The 16,426-nt window shown below is 71.4% G+C and carries 15 protein-coding genes; 9 read left to right on the top strand and 6 right to left on the bottom strand.

Annotated elements, in window-relative coordinates:
* The first annotated feature begins 117 nt into the window (after positions 1 to 117).
* Positions 118 to 672 (top strand): cupin domain-containing protein, encoded by a 555-nt coding sequence (locus tag ACIGXX_RS15955; RefSeq protein WP_399976057.1) that lies wholly within the window; start codon positions 118 to 120, stop codon positions 670 to 672.
* A gap of 242 nt (positions 673 to 914) precedes the next feature.
* Here ACIGXX_RS15955 and ACIGXX_RS15950 read toward each other — a convergent pair whose 3' ends face one another.
* Positions 915 to 1,307: a hypothetical protein gene (locus ACIGXX_RS15950; RefSeq protein ID WP_366464676.1), complete on the bottom strand. Its 393-nt coding sequence runs from the start codon at positions 1,305 to 1,307 to the stop codon at positions 915 to 917.
* 189 nt (positions 1,308 to 1,496) lie between these two features.
* Here ACIGXX_RS15950 and ACIGXX_RS15945 point away from each other — a divergent pair, with 189 nt between their 5' ends.
* Positions 1,497 to 2,123 carry a GntR family transcriptional regulator gene (locus tag ACIGXX_RS15945; protein ID WP_361468934.1) on the top strand — a complete coding sequence of 209 codons (627 nt, stop codon included), beginning with the start codon at positions 1,497 to 1,499 and terminating at the stop codon, positions 2,121 to 2,123.
* Positions 2,124 to 2,224: 101 nt separating this feature from the next.
* Here ACIGXX_RS15945 and ACIGXX_RS15940 read toward each other — a convergent pair whose 3' ends face one another.
* Both ACIGXX_RS15940 and ACIGXX_RS15935 read right to left on the bottom strand, forming a co-directional pair.
* Positions 2,225 to 3,028 carry a carbon-nitrogen hydrolase family protein gene (locus tag ACIGXX_RS15940; RefSeq protein WP_399976053.1) on the bottom strand — a complete coding sequence of 268 codons (804 nt, stop codon included), beginning with the start codon at positions 3,026 to 3,028 and terminating at the stop codon, positions 2,225 to 2,227.
* Between the two features lie 76 nt (positions 3,029 to 3,104).
* Positions 3,105 to 4,469: an MFS transporter gene (locus ACIGXX_RS15935; RefSeq protein WP_399976050.1), complete on the bottom strand. Its 1,365-nt coding sequence runs from the start codon at positions 4,467 to 4,469 to the stop codon at positions 3,105 to 3,107.
* A 137-nt stretch (positions 4,470 to 4,606) separates the two neighbouring features.
* Between ACIGXX_RS15935 and ACIGXX_RS15930 the strand changes: the two genes are divergently transcribed.
* On the top strand, positions 4,607 to 5,296 hold the full coding sequence (locus tag ACIGXX_RS15930) for a DUF2848 domain-containing protein (RefSeq protein WP_351166379.1): 690 nt from the start codon (positions 4,607 to 4,609) through the stop codon (positions 5,294 to 5,296).
* Between the two features lie 164 nt (positions 5,297 to 5,460).
* On the opposite strand, the gene ACIGXX_RS15925 is transcribed toward ACIGXX_RS15930, so the two are convergent.
* Entirely contained in the window at positions 5,461 to 6,744 is a 1,284-nt protein-coding gene (locus tag ACIGXX_RS15925) for an MFS transporter (protein WP_399976045.1), read from the bottom strand.
* 125 nt (positions 6,745 to 6,869) lie between these two features.
* On the opposite strand from ACIGXX_RS15925, the gene ACIGXX_RS15920 reads away from it, so the two are divergent.
* The 4 genes from ACIGXX_RS15920 to ACIGXX_RS15905 all read left to right on the top strand — a co-directional run bounded on the left by ACIGXX_RS15920 (position 6,870) and on the right by ACIGXX_RS15905 (position 11,223).
* The gene (locus ACIGXX_RS15920) at positions 6,870 to 7,409 is read left to right on the top strand and encodes a CGNR zinc finger domain-containing protein (RefSeq protein ID WP_351166375.1); all 540 of its coding nucleotides are present in this window, start codon (positions 6,870 to 6,872) and stop codon (positions 7,407 to 7,409) included.
* 144 nt (positions 7,410 to 7,553) lie between these two features.
* Positions 7,554 to 7,943, top strand: a complete 390-nt coding sequence (locus tag ACIGXX_RS15915; protein WP_361468890.1) for a hypothetical protein — start codon at positions 7,554 to 7,556, stop codon at positions 7,941 to 7,943.
* A gap of 560 nt (positions 7,944 to 8,503) precedes the next feature.
* Entirely contained in the window at positions 8,504 to 9,685 is a 1,182-nt protein-coding gene (locus ACIGXX_RS15910; protein ID WP_399976041.1) for an FAD-dependent monooxygenase, read from the top strand.
* Positions 9,685 to 11,223 carry a hypothetical protein gene (locus ACIGXX_RS15905; protein WP_399976038.1) on the top strand — a complete coding sequence of 513 codons (1,539 nt, stop codon included), beginning with the start codon at positions 9,685 to 9,687 and terminating at the stop codon, positions 11,221 to 11,223. The genes ACIGXX_RS15910 and ACIGXX_RS15905 overlap by 1 nt, the downstream gene beginning before the upstream one ends.
* Before the next feature lie 55 nt (positions 11,224 to 11,278).
* Here ACIGXX_RS15905 and ACIGXX_RS15900 read toward each other — a convergent pair whose 3' ends face one another.
* On the bottom strand, positions 11,279 to 11,623 hold the full coding sequence (locus tag ACIGXX_RS15900; protein ID WP_351166365.1) for a VOC family protein: 345 nt from the start codon (positions 11,621 to 11,623) through the stop codon (positions 11,279 to 11,281).
* Between the two features lie 292 nt (positions 11,624 to 11,915).
* On the opposite strand from ACIGXX_RS15900, the gene rph reads away from it, so the two are divergent.
* Positions 11,916 to 14,543 carry a rifamycin-inactivating phosphotransferase gene (gene rph / locus ACIGXX_RS15895; RefSeq protein WP_399976034.1) on the top strand — a complete coding sequence of 876 codons (2,628 nt, stop codon included), beginning with the start codon at positions 11,916 to 11,918 and terminating at the stop codon, positions 14,541 to 14,543.
* Between the two features lie 112 nt (positions 14,544 to 14,655).
* Here the strand turns inward: rph and ACIGXX_RS15890 are convergent, their stop codons facing one another.
* Positions 14,656 to 15,273 carry a hypothetical protein gene (locus ACIGXX_RS15890; protein ID WP_399976031.1) on the bottom strand — a complete coding sequence of 206 codons (618 nt, stop codon included), beginning with the start codon at positions 15,271 to 15,273 and terminating at the stop codon, positions 14,656 to 14,658.
* Positions 15,274 to 15,416: 143 nt separating this feature from the next.
* Here ACIGXX_RS15890 and ACIGXX_RS15885 point away from each other — a divergent pair, with 143 nt between their 5' ends.
* Positions 15,417 to 16,271, top strand: a complete 855-nt coding sequence (locus ACIGXX_RS15885; protein WP_351166359.1) for an alpha/beta fold hydrolase — start codon at positions 15,417 to 15,419, stop codon at positions 16,269 to 16,271.
* Positions 16,272 to 16,426 lie beyond the last annotated feature (155 nt).

Genomic DNA, 16,426 nt, shown 5'->3' with positions numbered 1-16,426 from the left:
TGTCCATCGGCCGAGCACCGGCCACGGCTCGCCGCGGCGGTGTCGGTGGCCGACTCCGTTGTGAGCCCGTCCCTTCCGGCCCGGCCGTCACGGCCCGCCCCGACGAGCAGGATCTCCATGGCTCCGCACACCACGCCCACGCCGTCCGACGACGAGCCGGCCGCCGCCGCCCACGACGACGCGTTCCACCCGGACCTCCCCGGCCACGACAGCAGCTCGCCGCCCCTGAGCGCCCGCCTTCACCACATCCGCTCCGACGCCCTCGACGGCGACACCGCGCAGACGGGCGGCATGCGGCGCTTCGCCGCGATCAGCGGTGGGAGCGTCGGGTCGGAGCGGATCTGGATGGGCCAGACCCACGTCGCCCCGGACACCGCCTCCTCCAACCACCACCACGGGGCGTCCGAGACGGCCATCCACGTCATCAAGGGGCACCCGGAGTTCGTCTTCCTGGACGACTCCGGCGGGACGCCCGAGGAGATCCGGATCCGCACGGCGCCGGGCGACTACATCTTCGTTCCCCCGTACGTCCCGCACCGCGAGGAGAACCCCAGCCCCGACGACGAGGCCGTCGTGGTCATCGCCCGCAGCACACAGGAGGCGATCGTGGTGAATCTGCCCGAGCTGTACGTCCTGGGCAGCGAGCCCGGCGCCGAGCGCGCGAAGGGCTGACGGCAAGAGGCGCCGCCAGGCTGCTCTTTGCGGTGCCCCTCGTCGCGCCTCAGGCCTGCCCGGACCGGCCGACCACACCGTGACTGCCGCAGCAGCCCGGGGCCGTCCACCAGCCCGACGGCGAGCATCCGCCCGTCCCGGCTCCACGTCCGCACCGCCGACCCGCACCCGATTTCTCACCGGCCCGCATGGCGGCGGGTTCGGGTCCTCGGGACGACGCCCGACGATCCCAGCGGCGGAACCTACTCCCCTCGCCCCTCATTGCTGCCGCCGTCTCCGATTTCGTACACGCGCCCCAACCGTGCCAGCGGGGCGCGCGGAACGTGCCCGGCCGGCCTCACCGTGTACGGGCCGACGCGAAACGGTGTCCGGAACACGCAGATGGCGGCCCAGATCCCCCAGGCGCCGGGCACGCCGGGCCTTCTCGTGAAGGTGCCTTCCATCGTGACGAGGAAGACCGGCTTCTGAGGGGCACTCACCCGGTCACTTTCCTGCAGGTGCTTTATCGCGGCGTCCTGAGTGGTCGCCACCGCCCTGAGGTTGCGCGGTGCGTCCTCGCCCCAGGGCCGGGCCCACTCGCGAGCCGCTGTGCGAAGACGGTCAAGCACATCGTCCGGGATGACGCCGTCGTCCATGTCCGCACCGTAGACGCGCCTCGATATCGCGCAAGGTCCCGCGCTGTACCGGGGGCGGGGCGTCCTTGTGCGCCGCGGGCAGCTGAACCGAGGGGCGGGAGACCGCGTACTTCTGTTTGGGGCGCGGCTGGATGGGGGACCACGTGGTAACTTCCGTATACAAGGTGTATGCGATCTCTGGGGGTAGTGGTGGCATCGGGTCGGGAGAAGGCGTACGCGTACCTCAAGGACACGGTGCTGACGGACCCCGCGATGCAAGGGGAGTTCCTCTCCGAGCAGGACATCGCCGATCGGATCGGTGTCTCGCGCACGCCGATCCGCGAGGCGCTGCTCCTGCTGGCCGCCGAGGATCTGGTCGAGTTGGTGCCCAAGCGCGGTGCGCGGGTGGCGCCGCTGTCTGGGCGTGAGATCACCGAGCTGATGCAGCTGCGCGGGATCGTCGAGCGGTTCGCGGCGCAGCACGTCATCGACACGGGGCGGGCCCCGGTGCGGGAGTTGGGCGAGTTCCTGGAGCAACAGCGCGTGCTGAGCGGCCCCGAGCAGGCCAAGGAGTTCATCGATGTGGATCATCTGTTCCACTCGTCGCTCGTGTCGGCCGTGGGCAATGCGCTGCTGGACCGGCACTACGAGGGGCTGCGCAGCCGTCAGGTGCGGGCCGGTGTCGTGGCCCTGTACAACCAGCAGGGTCGGCAGGACGCGGTGCTCGACGAGCACCAGGCGATCGTGGACGCGCTCGCGGCCGGTGACGCGCAGGCCGCGTGCGCGGCGATCGACAGTCATCTGGAGTCGACGCTGAAGGTGTTGCTGGCCGGATAGCCGGGTGCGGTGGAGGGGTTACAGCGGCGCGCCGCCGGGCCGGGGGCCCTGGCGAGAGCCCACCGGCCCGGCGGGGAGAGGCAGTTGCGGGGCCGGACTGCTCAGCCCGGCTCCCCCAGTCGGCGGTTGGCCAGCACCGGGATCTTCTTGCGGACCGCCGCGACCTCGTCGGCGTCCACCTCGGTCACGATGAGTTCCGGTTCGGCGCCCAGGCGGTGGCGCACCGTCCCGTCGGGGCCGACGAGCATGCTGTGCCCCACTCCGGTGGGCGCCGCGCCCACCGGCTCGATGCCGCCGGTGGCCGGGTCGGCCTGACCGACGGCCGCGACCCACAGCGTGGCGTCCAGGGCCCGGGCCCTCACCAGCAGCTCCCACTGATCGACCTTGCCGGGGCCCGCGCCCCAGGACGCGGCCAGCAGGGTCGCGGTGGCCCCGGCGTCGGCGTGGGCGCGGAACAGCTCCGGGAAGCGCACGTCGTAGCAGGTGGCAAGGCCCAGGCGGACGCCGTCCACGTCGATGGTGACGACCTGCGATCCGGCGGCGACGGTGTCGGACTCCGCGTAGCCGAACGCGTCATAGAGATGGATCTTGTCGTACGTGGCTTCGGTGCCGCGCCCGGTGGCCAGCAGGGTGTTGGCCACCCGGCCGCCGGAGGCGGGGGTGAACATGCCCGCCACGACGGTGATGCCCGCCGTCTCGGCGATGGCGCGGACCCCGGTGGCCCAGGGGCCGTCCAGGGGCTCGGCGAGCGGCGCCAGAGGGGTGCCGAAGCAGGCCATCGACGCTTCGGGGAAGACGACGATGTCCGCGCCGGCGTCGGCTGCGCGTCGGGTCCATTCCTCGATGAGGGCGAGGTTCTTGCTGGGCTCGGGTCCGGTGGTGAGCTGGCTCAGTGCGATGCGCACGGTGGGCCGCCTTTCGGCGTCGGGAGGGGTGGGAAGGGCGGAGGTCTCGGAGGTCAGGGAGCGGCGGCGGGCACGGTCACGGGACACGGGCGGCGGGCACGGTCTGCGGTGTGTCCACCCCCGCGAGCTGTGCGTCCTCCTTCTCGGCGTGGGCGGCGTCGCGGCCCAGGCAGAGCCCGATGAGCGTCACGGCCGCCGCGGCGGCGAGGTAGAGCGCCAGCGGGATCCAGCTGTCGTAGGAGCTGAGCAGGGCGGTGAACAGCAGCGGGGCGATCGCTCCGCCGATGAGGCCCGCGAGAGTGTAGGCGAGCGAGGACCCGGTGTAGCGCAGGCGGGGCGAGAACTGTTCGGCGACGAAGGCCGCCTGCGGGCCGTACATGAAGGAGTGGATGGCCAGGGCCACCACGACGCCGCACACCAGCAGGATCCAGCTGTCGCCGTCGACCACGAGGAAGAACACGAACGGCCAGGCTCCCGCGGCGAGGGCGGAACAGCCGTACAGCAGGCGGCGGTTGACCCGGTCGGAGAGGGCGCCGGCCAGAGGGATGAGGAAGATCTGCAGGAAGGAGCCGAGCAGGACGGCCGTCAGAGCGGAGCCGCGTGTCATGCCCAGTTCGTCGGTGGCGTAGGTGAGGACGAACACGGTGAACATCGCGTAGAGCACGTCGGGGGCGACCCGGCTGAGGATCGCGGCGCACAGGGCGCGGGGCTGGGTGGTGAAGACTGCGCGGATGGGGGCTTCGGGCCGGGACTCCTCGGCTTCCATGGCCTTGAAGACCGGGGTCTCCTCCAGCTTCGCCCGGATCCACAGGCCGAAGGCGACCAGGACGCCCGACAGCAGGAAGGCCACGCGCCAGCCCCAGGAGAGGAACTGCTCCTCGGTCAGGAGCACGCCCAGGGCGGCCAGTACGCCGTTGGCCAGGAGGTTTCCCGCGGGCGGTCCGATCTGTGCGGCGGAGGCGTAGAAGCCGCGGCGGCGCGGGTCGCCGAACTCGCTGGAGAGCAGGACCGCGCCGCCCCATTCGCCGCCGACCCCGACGCCCTGGGCGAACCGCAGCACGACCAGGGCGATGGGGGCGGTGACGCCCGCGGTGGCGTGTGTGGGCAGGATCCCGATGAGGAACGTGGCCGCGCCGATGAGGACCAGGGTGGCGATGAGGACCTTCTTGCGGCCGATCACGTCGCCGAGGCGGCCGAAGACGAAGCCGCCCAGCGGGCGTGAGACATAGCCGACGGCGTAGGTGGAGAAGGCCAGCAGGGTGCCGGTGAGGGGATCTTCCGAGGGGAAGAAGAGATCACCGAAGACGAGTGCCGCGGCGGCGGAGTAGACCGCGAAGTCGTACCACTCCAGAGCGGTCCCGGTGAGGCTGGCGAAGAAGGCCCGGCGGACGCCGGAGCGGTCCGGCGAAACCGCCGGTGGGCCCTGAGGGGTGTGCTGCATGCTTCCCGATCCTTGCGTCGAGGGACATCGACCTGGACATCGACCTTCCGGCATACTTCTTGTATACAGGTCGTATGCGCAACCCCCTCGCCGGAAGTTGACCGTGTCGAGACCCGCCCCCTCTCCTGGAGTGCCCCATGACCGTGCTGACCTTCGAACTCCCCGACGGCTCCACCCGTGACGTCGACGTCGTACAGGTGCTCAACGCCGGATACGCCGGGCGCCAACAGGCCGACGTCGCCGCGCACGTCGCCGAACTCGCCCAGCTCGGGGTGCCCGCGCCGTCGGTGACCCCGGCCCTGTACCCCGTCTCCCCCTACCTGGCCCAGCAGACCGACCGGGTCGCCGCCCCGCACGCCCGCACGTCGGGCGAGGCCGAGTGGGCCCTGGTCGTGGCGGACGGCGGCGAGCTGCTCCTCACGGCCGCCTGCGACCACACCGACCGCGACCTCGAGGTGCACGGCGTGGCCTGGAGCAAGAACGCGGCACCCGATGTCCTGGCCCGCCAGGCCTGGCTCCTGGCCGATGTCGAGGGGCGCATCGACGAGCTGACCCTGCGCGCGTGGGTCACCGCCGAAGACGGCCGGGAGACCGAGATCCAGCACGGCACCCTCGCCGAACTGCTCACTCCCGCCTACTGGGCCGGCGTACTGCGCGAACGCGGCGGCCTGACGCCCGGCACCGTTCTGATCTCGGGCACGATCCCCATGGCCGAGGGCGTGGACCAGTTCGCCGAGGGCTGGCGCGTGGAGCTGGGCGATCCCGCCACCGGCAACACGATCCGGCTCGCCTACCAGGTGGTCCCTCTGCCCCAGCCCATCGGCTGAGCGGGCGTCGTCGACCGGCCGGGACGGCTCGCGGCGGGGATGCGACGCGGCTTCTCGACTCGGGGTGCCTCCGGGCCGGTTGAGGTCCAGCCCCTACGGGATCGTTCAGGGGCGTCCCGGCATTGCGCCACCCACGGCTGCCCCCTCACGGCCGCCCGATGCACCTAACGGGGCCGCAGGGCAGACCGGGTGACGTTCTTGAGGAACAGCACCGGCGTGGCCGCGGTAGCCACCGCGAACACCCCGAAGGCCAGCCGCATGCCGCCCAGTTCGGCCAGCAGGCCCACCAGGGCCGCGCCCAGCGGCATGGCACCGAAATTGAAGAGGCGGGCCGCCGCGCCGTAGCGGCCGAGCATCCCGTCGGGGACCATGCGCTGGGTGATGGTGCGGGCGTTGACCGACCAGAGCGTGCCGCCCATGCCGCCGACGAAGGCACCGGCCGCCACGGCCCAGATGTTGGTGGTCAGGGCGGGCAGCGCCACCATCGCGATGGTGCCGATCAGATCGGCGAACATCGCCCGGCGCGCGCCGAGCAGCCGGTTCACCCAGGTCACGGCCACCGTGCCGGCCAGACCTCCGATCCCGAGGGCACTGAGCAGGATGCCGTACTGCTGCGGCCCGAGCTCCATGACCTGCTTGGCGTAGAGCGGCATGAGTGCCAGCCAGGCGCCCCAGACGGCGGAGAGCACGGCGACGACCACGGACAGCGTGCGCAGCAGCCGGTCCCGCCACAGGAAGCGCAGCCCTTCGGCGATGCGGCTGTTGACCGAGACACGAGCCGCGTCCGGGGCGGGCCTGCCGGGCCGGAAGGACCCCACCAGCAGGAGCAGGGCGAGGGCGGCGACCGCGTAGGACACACTGATCACGCCCAGCGCCAGGCCTGTTCCGGCGGCCAGCAGCAGCCCGCCGACGAAAGGCCCGGCGAATTCCTGCCCCACGGTCTCGGCCCCCACCATCCAGGTGTTGGCGCGCTCCCGCCCTGCCTCCGGCACCGCGGCCGGGACCAGCGCGGAGCCGGAGGTCGAGGCCAGTACGTCGGCGACGCCGAGAATCACTCCGGCGGCGAAGAGCCGGCCGAGCGTGATGCCGTCGGTCACGGCGGAGAGGGTGAGCCAGCCCATGGCGGCCAGCCGCATGGCACTGGCTCCCCAGAGCAGCCGCCGCCGGTCGAACCGGTCGACGAGCACGCCGACGTGCAGGGCGACGAACAGCCAGGGCAATGTGAGGGTGAGCGAGACGGCGGTGACCTGGGCGGGAGATCCGGTGAGTTGGGCGGCGAGCAGCGGGAGGGCCATCTTCATCACGCCGTCGGCGAGGTTGGTCGCTGCGGTGAAGCCGACCAGGACAGCGGTGTTGCGACGACCGGGGTCCGGTGGCGAGCTCCCCTCCAGCGCCAACGCGCCGCCGCTCGCTGCGGCTTCCGTCCGTTCATGCACCGTCGTGGCCATGCCCATCCCCCTAACTGGCTAACGCTTTAGCCGGTGAGATCACCTTGGCGCACACCTCCCGTCGGCCGCAACCGGTAAAACGGTTAGACGGTAGAATGGCGGAAACCCGCGGGAGGTGACGCGCCATGCTGGAACCGCCGGTCTCAGCCGTCCTGGTGGAGGCATTCGCCAACACGGTCGACGTGGAAGAGGCGAGCGACGAGATCGCCACCCCGGTCGGCCTGTCCGGCTGGCTGAAGGGCAGCGGCCTGCTCGACGCGCCCGGCGAGATCCCCACCGAGGTCCACACGCGCTACCTGACCCTTCGCGCGGGCATCCGCGAGGAGCTGGGCGCCCATGTCGGCGAGACTCCCGACCCGAAACTGCTGGCCGCAGCGGACCGCGTACTGGCCGAACACCCGGTGCTGGTCACCGCGGGCGGCCGCCTGATCCCCGCGGCGGGGCTGCCACCGCAGCGTGCACCACTGGCCGCGCTGGCGATCGCATGGAGCGAGCTGGTCACGACCGGGGACGCCGCCCGGCTCAAGCGCTGCGCGGAGCACACCTGCGGCTGGGTGTTCTGGGACGTGTCAAAGAACCGCAGCCGCCGCTGGTGCTCGATGAAGGTGTGCGGCAACCGCAACAAGTCCCGCTCGTACGCGTCCCGGCAGCGGGAGGCGACCTAGGCGGTGCCCGACCGGCAGGCACGGCTGGTCACCCTGGCCACCGAGGAACCACAGGTGGCTGCCCGGCGTCGGAAGCGGCCGATACGCTGCGCGCACAGGTCATGATCATGGCTATGCCGGCAGGTCACGGGGATTGGGTTCAGCATGTCGTTTGGGAACGAGCACCGGTTGCCGTCGGACATAGGGATGGCGCTGGCGCGTAAAGAGCGTGCGCGAACCGAGCACTTGGCGCTGCCAGGACTGACAGCGGTCCTGGTCGCCGTAGCGGCCTTCCTGCTGCTGGTGCCGGTGGACTTCAACGAAACGGTCGTGCGCCCCAGCGGAATGGAGCGCAGCCTCTCTCTGGAGTGCGGCTCCGTCATCTCCCCCAAGGCGAAGGTGACGGACGAGGGTTTCTCCAGCTACCCCGGCCAGTGCACCGCGCAGCGGACCCAGTGGGCCGGCTACGCCGGGCTCGCGCTCGCGGGCGCTCTCGTGGTCATGACGGTCGGCGCCGCCGTCCAGCGCAGGAAGCCGAGTCCGGCCGCGCCCTAGCGGTCGCCGCCATTTCCCAGCAGCGCAGCCCGACCATCCCCCAGCCCCGTCGGTCAGCCTCTTCCACCACCTCGCCCCACCCCCTGAGGAACGCGGCGAACGACGCGAAGTCGCATATCCAGCCGGTCGGTACCGCCGCGTGCCGGGCGAACGGCTCTCGCAAGGTGTCCAGGTCAGGGGCTGCCTGGTGCCAGAAGGTCTGGTACGCCATGCATGCCAGACCCTCCCAGAACAGCGCGTCCGCGAACCGGTCCAGAGCGGTTCGCAGACCGGGCCCGGCGAAGTCCCTGACGTGCTCCCAGCGTTCACCGGCCCAGAAGTGCGGCTTGTAGGAACCGAGGGTGCCTTCGATGCACACGCCCATTCCGCAAGGTCAGGCTCCCTGATCAAGCCATCCCGGGCCGGCCGGACCGCTGCGACGCATCACGTTGACAGGCTTGTGTCGACATGTTGCTATAAGGCGCTGCTCAACCGGACTTGCGCATGTCGCAGGCCGTTCGGGCACCGGATCGACAGCCACTTGACCGGGGGTGGCGCCCCCGAACCCAGAGCGAGGAACCATGCCGCAGCGCGCCGCGACCATCGTCGGCGGCGGGATCGGCGGCCTCGCGGCGGCCATCGCCCTGCACCGGCGCGGATGGCGCGTCGAAGTGCTGGAGCGCGCCCCGCGGTTCACCGAGATCGGTGCCGGTATCTCCCTGTGGCCCAACGCGCTGCGCGCCCTTGAGGCGCTCGGACTGGCCGACGCCGTGCGGGCACTGGGCGCCGTCGAGGCCTCTGGTGGGGTACGCGATCGCCGGGGCCGCTGGCTGTCCCGTACGGACAACGGGGAGCTGGCCCGCCGGTTCGGTCATCCTCTGGTGGTCCTGCACCGTGCGGACCTGTTGCGGGTGCTCGCCGAGGCGTTGCCCGCCGACCGTCTGCGGTCGGGCAGTGAGGTGCGCGCGGTCCGCGACGACGGCCAGGGTGTGGTCGTCGAGCATTCTGGGGGCGCGTCGCGGCCCGATCTCGTGGTCGGCGCGGACGGATTGCGCAGTGTGGTCCGCGGTGCGCTGTGGCCCGATGCCGCCGGTCCTCGGTATGCCGGGTACTCCGCCTGGCGCATGGTCACCGAGCCCCTGGCCGAGCCGCCCGCCGAGGGGGCGGCGACCTGGGGTCGCGGAGAGAGGTTCGGTCATACGGCGTTGCCGGGCGGGCGGATGTACTGCTTCGCGACCGCCTCGCTGCCGGCGGGCACAGCCGTCGGCCCGTCCGAACACGCCGAGCTGCTGCGCCGGTTCGGGGCCTGGCCCGATCCCATCCCCGCCCTGCTGGCCTCCGTCCCCGAGGACGCGGTGCTCCGCCACGACCTGTACGACCTGCCGCCGCTGCCCACCTTCGCCCGTGGCCGGGTGGCGTTGCTGGGCGACGCGGCCCATGCCATGACCCCGAACCTGGGCCAGGGCGCGTGCCAGGCCCTGGAGGACGCGGTCACGCTGGCCCACTGCCTCGACGGCGCCCCGGACGTGCCCGACGCGCTGCGCTCGTACGACCTGCTGCGCCGCCCGCGGACCCAGGCCATCACGCGCCGCTCCGCCCGGCTCGGCGCGCTCGGCCAGCTGTCGTGGCCGCCGGCGGTGCTGGTGCGCGACACGGCCGCCCGGCTGATGCCGGCGCGGGTGACGCTGCGTTCCATGGCTCCGGTGCTCGGCTGGACCGTGCCCGGTGACCGGGTGACCGCGGCGGGGAGCGGGAGCAGCTGATGCCGGACTGGACCTATCACCCGCTGCGTGGCGCGGCCGCCGCCGTCCTGGGCCTGCGCCGGTCGCAGCGGGCGGCGCTGCGGATGCTGGCCGCGGTCGGCTCCCGTCCTGCCGGTGCGCGGTTGATCGCCCGGGGGTTCGGCCACCGCCATCCGCCCCGGCGTCTCGCCGGTGAGATCGCCGGTGTGCCCGTGGCCGTCCGGCTCGGCATATCCGTGCCGCCCTCACTCGCCCGCGAGACGGTCCGCGCCATGCCCCCGCTGGGGGCGGGTGTCGTCGAGGTCGCACCCGTCTCGGCGGCGGACGTGCACGCCGTACGCGAGGCCGCCGTGGGCCGCTCGATCCCGCTGGTCGTCCGCACCTGCGACCCGGAGGTCGAGGCCGCTCTCAAGCCGCATGTCGACGGGTTCACCAGCAGCGACGACCCGCACATCAGGCAGGTGACCGATCCGTCGGTCACCGCCGCGGCAGCCGCGCTCGAAGAGCCGGGCGCTGTCGTGCTCGCCCGGCCGCAGGTCCTGGTGGCGGCCGGGCCCGGCTGGTTCGCGCGGGTCACCGAGGCAGCCACACCCACCGCGCCCGCACCGGAGCTGCGGGACGTCGGCCGCGACCCGCGCCGCTGGCCCGCCTGGTGGTGGGCGCTGCTCGTCGGGCTCGGCATGACGGGGGCCGGACTCGGCGCAGCGGCGATCACGCTGGGGCCGGTGCTGCTCTGGTACGACCGCGACTACCTCGGCATGACGCTGCACGAACTGCACGCCGCCAACCACCATCTCGTGCACTTCCTCCAGCACGACCGGATCACCATGGCCGGCACGATGGTGGCGATCGGCGCCCTCTACACGGGCCTTGCCGTGGGCGGGATCCGGCGCGGCTGGCCCTGGGCCCGCGAGGTGTATCTCCTCTCGGGGGCGGTCGGCTTCCCCACCTTGTTCTACTTCCTGGCCACCGGCTTCGTGGAACCCCTGCACACCGCGACCGCCCTCGTACTGTTCCCGATGTTCGTGATGGGAGTCCGGCGCACCCCGCACGCGGCGCGGTGGCGTCTGGCGCCCGAGGGGCCGGAGCCGGAGCGCCGACGGGCGCTGGTGGGCCAGCTGTTGATGATTCTCACGGGAGCGGGACTGTTCGTCGGCGGGGCGGTGATCTCGGTGGTCGGTCTGACCGACGTCTTCGTCCCGACCGACCTGACGTTCCTGGGCACCGACCCGCACACGCTGGAAGCCGTCAATCCGCGCCTTGTGCCGTTCCTGGCCCACGACCGTGCGGGGTTCGGCGGCGCCCTGATGTCGGCGGCGGTGGCGATCGTGCTGCTCAGCGCGTGGGGCTGGCGACGCGGTGAGGCATGGGTGTTCTGGAGCCTGGCCGCGGCGGCGGCCGCCGGGTTCCTGCCGGCTGTCGTGGTGCACGGCTCGATCCACTACACCGACTTCATCCACCTCGCGCCGGTCTACTTCGGCATCGCCCTGACCGGCACCAGCCTGCTCCTGGCGCGTCCCTACCTCTGCGCCAAGGCGTCGGCGAACCCGGCGAACTGACGGTCCGCTCCGCGACCGCGCCGCCCCTTGCGCCGGCGGGAGCCGTCCGCGCGGGTCAGGTCTCCGCGCCGCCGCCGATGCCGATCTCGTTGCCGTCCGGGTCGCGGAAGGTCGCCTTGCGGACGCCGTTGGAGTACGTCTCGCGCGTATCCGGTTTCAGGCCCCGCTCGGCGATCTGCGCGAGGCGGGCGTCGAAGTCCCCCACGAAGACGGTGTGCAGGGCGTGCCCGGCGTGCTCGGGCCGTACCTCGATGAAGACGTACCGGTGTTCGGCGAGCTCCCACACCGCCTCGGTGTCATTGGGCAGGAAGGCCGGCGGCGTACCCAGGAGCCGCTCGTACCAGGCCACCGCCACGGTGTAGTCGCTGACAGGAATTCCCGCGAACAGGTCTACGGACATATCGCCATGCTAGTGGCGCGCGGGGGTTTGATCCGGTCGGTGCGACGGGCCATCCGGGCCACGGTCTGGGCCACGCCCCGGGCAAGGAGATCACTTTCCCCCGCACTCTCAACGTATATCCCGCCAGGGGGCTTGCGGCAAGACCCGGGTGGTGGCGCAAAATCATCGACCAAGGCCACAACCTGCGGAAATGAGGGCACGACGTGCGTGTGTTGTCGACAGAGCCGGTGGCACCGGTGATCCGATCGGGCACCGCCGTGCGACGGAGCACGGCCGCCTCGGAGGTATCGCAGTGAGCGAGCAGTACGTGCTGAACCTGCAGGACATCGACGACACGCAGGTCGCGGTCGTCGGCGGCAAGGGCGCGCACCTGGGCGAGCTGTCGCGGATCGACGGCATCCGCGTGCCGGGGGGCTTTTGCGTGACGACGGACGCCTTCCGTCGGGTCATGGCCCAGGCCCCGTCGATCGACGGACATCTCGATCAGCTGGCGCGCCTGGACCCGGACGACCGGGAGGCGATCCGCACGCTCAGCGCGCAGATCCGCCGGACCATCGAGGAGACCGCCGTCCCGGGCGATCTCGCGGCGGCGGTCACCCGCACGCTCACGCAGCTCGGCGAGCAAGCCGCGTACGCCGTGCGATCCAGCGCGACGGCGGAGGACCTGCCGACGGCCTCCTTCGCCGGCCAGCAGGACACGTACCTGAACGTCGTGGGAGCGGCGGCGATCCTCCAGCACATCAGCCGGTGCTGGGCCTCGCTGTTCACCGAGCGGGCCGTGACCTACCGCCGGCGCAACGGCATCGACCACCGTACGGTCCACATGGCCGTGGTCGTGCAGCAGATGGTCCTCCCGCATGCGTCCGGCATCCTGTTCACGGCCGACCCCGTCACGGGCAACCGGAAGGTCGCCACCGTGGACGCCGGCTTCGGTCTCGGCGAGGCCCTGGTCTCGGGCCTGGTGAACCCGGACGTCTACAAAGTGCGCGACGGCGCGATCATCGAGAAGACGATCGCCGCCAAACAGCGTGCCGTTCACGCCGTGCCCGCCGGCGGTACGCGGGAAGTGGTGATCGACTCACGGCAGCAGGAACAGCCGGCGCTGACGGACGCGCAGGTGGTGCGGCTCGTACAGCTCGGCCGGCGGATCGAGGCGCACTTCGGCCGTCCGCAGGACATCGAATGGTGTCTGGCCGAGGGGGACTTCCAGGTCGTACAGAGCCGTCCCGTCACGACGCTGTTCCCGATCCCGGAGGCCGACGACCAGGAGAATCACGTTTACGTCTCCGTCGGCCACCAGCAGATGATGACCGACCCCATGAAGCCTCTGGGGTTCTCCATGTGGCAGCTGACGGCGATGGTGGCGATGCACGAGGCCGGCGGACGACTGTTCGTCGACGTCATCGAGCGGCTGGCCCAGCCCGCGAGCCGCGCCGGGCTCCTGGACCTCATGGGAAGGGGCGATCCGCTGGTCAGGGACGCGCTGGAGACCGTCATCGACCGTGACGACTTCATCCCCTCGCTGCCGGATGCGGGTCCCGGCGGGCCGCCGGGAGGTGGCGCGTCGGCCAGTGGTGCATCGGCCAGTGGTGTGTCCGTCCCGGTCGAGGCCGATCCGGCCATCGTCACCGAGCTGATCGAGCGCAGCCAGGTGTCCGTCGCCGCTCTGCGGCGCGACATCCGGACGAAGACCGGACCGGCGCTGTTCGACTTCCTCCTGGAGGCCTTCGAGGAGCACAAGCGGGTCCTCGGCGATCCGCTGAGCATGCGGGCCATCATGGCGGGGATGGAGGCCACGTGGTGGCTCAACGACAAGCTGCTGGAGTGGCTGGGCGAGAAGAACGCGGCGGACACGCTCACGCTGTCCGCCCCTGACAACATCACCTCGGAGATGGGCCTCGCGCTGCTCGACGTCGCGGACGTGATCCGCCCGTATCCGGAGGTGGTGGCCTTCCTCCAGAGCGTCGAGGACGAGGACTTCCTGGACGGGCTGGCGAAGCTCACGGGCGGGACCGAGGCGCGCGCCGCCATCGAGTCCTATCTCGACCGGTACGGCATGCGCTGCGTCGGCGAGATCGACATCACCCGGCCGCGGTGGCGCGAGCGCCCCACCACGCTCGTGCCCGTGATCCTCGACAACGTCAGAATCTTCGAACCGGGCGCAGCCGAGCGGCGCTTCGAGGAAGGCCGGCGGAAGGCGCGGGAGAAGGAACAGGACGTGCTGTCGCGCTTGCGGGCCCTGCCGGACGGGGACCAGAAGGCCGACGCGGCCAAGCGGATGATCGACCAGGTACGGGGCTTCGCTGGGTACCGGGAGTACCCGAAGTACGGCATCGTCAGCCGCTCCTTCGTCTACAAGCAGGCCCTGTTGGAAGAGGCCGAGCGCCTCGTGCGGGCAGGGGTTCTCCGGGAGAAGGAGGACATCTTCTACCTCACGTTCCACGAACTCCACGACGTCGCGCGCTCGAACCAGGTGGATGACCGGCTCATCCAGCAGCGCAAGGAGGCGTTCCGCTCGTACCAGGCGCTCACACCGCCCCGGGTGCTCACCTCCGACGGTGAGGCCGTCACCGGGTCGTACCGGCGCGCGGACGTGCCGGCCGGGGCCCTGGTCGGCGTGCCGGTGTCGGCCGGGACCATCGAGGGACGCGCCCGCGTCATCCTCGACATGGCGGAAGCGGATCTCGAAGCGGGCGACATCCTGGTCACGGCCTTCACCGACCCCAGCTGGTCGCCGCTGTTCGTCGGCATCGCGGGCCTGGTGACGGAGGTGGGCGGTCTGATGACCCATGGCGCGGTGATCGCCCGGGAGTACGGCTTGCCGGCCGTCGTGGGCGTGGAGCAGGCCACCCGGCTGATCCGGGACGGGCAGCGGATCCGCGTGCACGGAACCGACGGGTACGTCGAGCTCCTGCCGTGACCGCCGGGCCGTCCCAGCGGCCCTTCGGGAGCGCGGCCACAGCCCTCCGCCTGGCGGGCGTGTCGATCCAGAGGCCTCGGGCCGCCGCGCTCCCCCACCTCGTCCGTGCACCTCATCCGTGCCGGGCGAAGACCTCCCGGACCGTGCCGAGTGCCGCGTCCTTCTCCGCGGGATCGTCGTACCAGCCCTCGGCGTCCCGATAGGCGATGAAGGACTCGGCGGTGAACTCCTGGCCGAGCAAATAGTCCTCGAGGCAGTAGTCGAAGCCGGATTCGCTCATGGGGTCCAGATCCGCCTGGTCGCAGTGGTCCAGGAACCCTTCGGCTGCCCGCCACTGTGTGCCGTCGAACCAGAACACGCCGCCCGCGTAGTGGATCGTCTCGTCCGTCCCGTGTTCCGTGAGGTTCAGGGATTCGTAGTTCTCAGGGCGGTTGCGCACCAACTGGACGAGATCCGCGGGAACTCCGCGATAGAGCGACTCCTGCTCGGCGAAGGTGCCTTCGGCGTAGAGGTTCAGATCCGTCTCGTGATCGAAGGTCAGCAGCATCGCCCGGCCGTCGGGCGTGAAGTACCACACGGCCGACTGCCCGCCGCTGTCGTTCCAGGCGAACCGCTCGGCGCCCTCCACCGTCACCGGCGAGACATCGACAATCGTGTGGAGGATCGCGGCGCGTCGCCGTATCTCCGCGATCGGGGCCGCCTTCAGGGCGTCCCAGGTTTCGTCGTTCATGGGGCTCAGATTAATGAACTCCCGCCACCACTCGGCGACAGGGCCGGAAAAGGATGCGCTGCTTTGCGACCACGGGCTGGAGGTGGCACGAAAGTCTCTATTTCGCGCTTGTCCTGTAGATCGTTCCGTTGGAGGCTACGTCCATGCAAAATCAGCCGACATTCGTATTTGTCCATGGTGCCTTCGCCAACTCCTTCTCGTTCGCGCCGCTTCAGGCCGAGCTCGGCCTGCTCGGGCACCGCTCGGTGGCCCTCGATCTTCCGGGGCACGGGTTCGAGGCGACCTTCCCCGCGGCCTACCAGGCTCCTCAGGATCTCGGCGCGCTCGCCGCGGAGCCAGGGAGAATCAAGGGGGTGACCCTTGCCGACAATGTCGCCCGCGTCATCGAGGTCCTGGAGCGGGCGAAGCAGAACGGGCCGACCATCCTCGTCGGCCACAGCAGGGGCGGCGCCACGATCACCGCGGTCGGCAACGCCCGGCCCGACCTGATCGACCGGATCATCTATGTCTCTGCCTGGTGCCCCGTCGACCTGGACGTCAACGACTACTACGCCGAGCCGGAGATGGCCACGGTCGACCCGAGTACGTTCGCTGCAGCGCTCGCCGGCAACCCGGCCGAACTCGGTCTGCTGCGGGTCAACTTCCGTACCGCCGACCCGGAGACGCTCGCCGCGATGAAGCAGGCCTTCGCCGCCGACCTCAGCGATGACGAGTTCCGCACGTTCCTGGGCACTTTCCAGCCCGACGAGAACCTCGACGTCGGCACGTCCGCCGACCGCACGCAGGCCGCCACGTGGGGCCGGATCCCCAAGTCCTACGTGCGGTTGACCGACGATGTCAGCATCCCGCTGGCCATGCAGGACCGCATGATCCGCGAGGCCGACGCGCTCACGCCCGACAACCCCTTCGACGTCGGGACCCTCGGTGGGAGCCATCTGAGCTGGCTCGTCCATCCGAAGCCCGCCGCCCAGTTGCTCGCCGAGCTCGCCACGCGCTGACGGTTGCCTTCTGGTCATCGCGCTACGTGCGGCGGGGGGGGGGCGGGGCGGGGGGGGGGGGCCCCCCCGCCGCGCCCCCCGGGGGGGGGGGGGGGCCCGCGCCCCCGGCGGGGGGGGGGGGGGGGGGGGGTTGGACGACCCACCCCAACCCCCCC

Origin of the sequence: Streptomyces sp. NPDC055243, from assembly GCF_044544025.1 — a bacterium.
In the GTDB taxonomy this organism is placed as follows: Bacteria; Actinomycetota; Actinomycetes; order Streptomycetales; family Streptomycetaceae; genus Streptomyces.
Note: the sequence above shows the minus strand (reverse complement) of the source record. Positions and strands in the feature narration are given on the sequence as shown.

Coding starts and splice junctions, on each gene's coding strand:
- ACIGXX_RS15930 (WP_351166379.1), top strand. CDS start 4,607: ATGACCGTGCTGACCTTCGAACTCCCCGACGGCTCCACCCGTGACGTC.
- ACIGXX_RS15915 (WP_361468890.1), top strand. CDS start 7,554: ATGTCGTTTGGGAACGAGCACCGGTTGCCGTCGGACATAGGGATGGCG.
- ACIGXX_RS15925 (WP_399976045.1), bottom strand. CDS start 6,744: ATGGCCACGACGGTGCATGAACGGACGGAAGCCGCAGCGAGCGGCGGC.
- ACIGXX_RS15910 (WP_399976041.1), top strand. CDS start 8,504: ATGCCGCAGCGCGCCGCGACCATCGTCGGCGGCGGGATCGGCGGCCTC.
- ACIGXX_RS15935 (WP_399976050.1), bottom strand. CDS start 4,469: ATGCAGCACACCCCTCAGGGCCCACCGGCGGTTTCGCCGGACCGCTCC.
- ACIGXX_RS15885 (WP_351166359.1), top strand. CDS start 15,417: ATGCAAAATCAGCCGACATTCGTATTTGTCCATGGTGCCTTCGCCAAC.
- ACIGXX_RS15950 (WP_366464676.1), bottom strand. CDS start 1,307: ATGGACGACGGCGTCATCCCGGACGATGTGCTTGACCGTCTTCGCACA.
- ACIGXX_RS15890 (WP_399976031.1), bottom strand. CDS start 15,273: ATGAACGACGAAACCTGGGACGCCCTGAAGGCGGCCCCGATCGCGGAG.
- ACIGXX_RS15900 (WP_351166365.1), bottom strand. CDS start 11,623: ATGTCCGTAGACCTGTTCGCGGGAATTCCTGTCAGCGACTACACCGTG.
- ACIGXX_RS15955 (WP_399976057.1), top strand. CDS start 118: ATGGCTCCGCACACCACGCCCACGCCGTCCGACGACGAGCCGGCCGCC.
- ACIGXX_RS15905 (WP_399976038.1), top strand. CDS start 9,685: ATGCCGGACTGGACCTATCACCCGCTGCGTGGCGCGGCCGCCGCCGTC.
- ACIGXX_RS15920 (WP_351166375.1), top strand. CDS start 6,870: ATGCTGGAACCGCCGGTCTCAGCCGTCCTGGTGGAGGCATTCGCCAAC.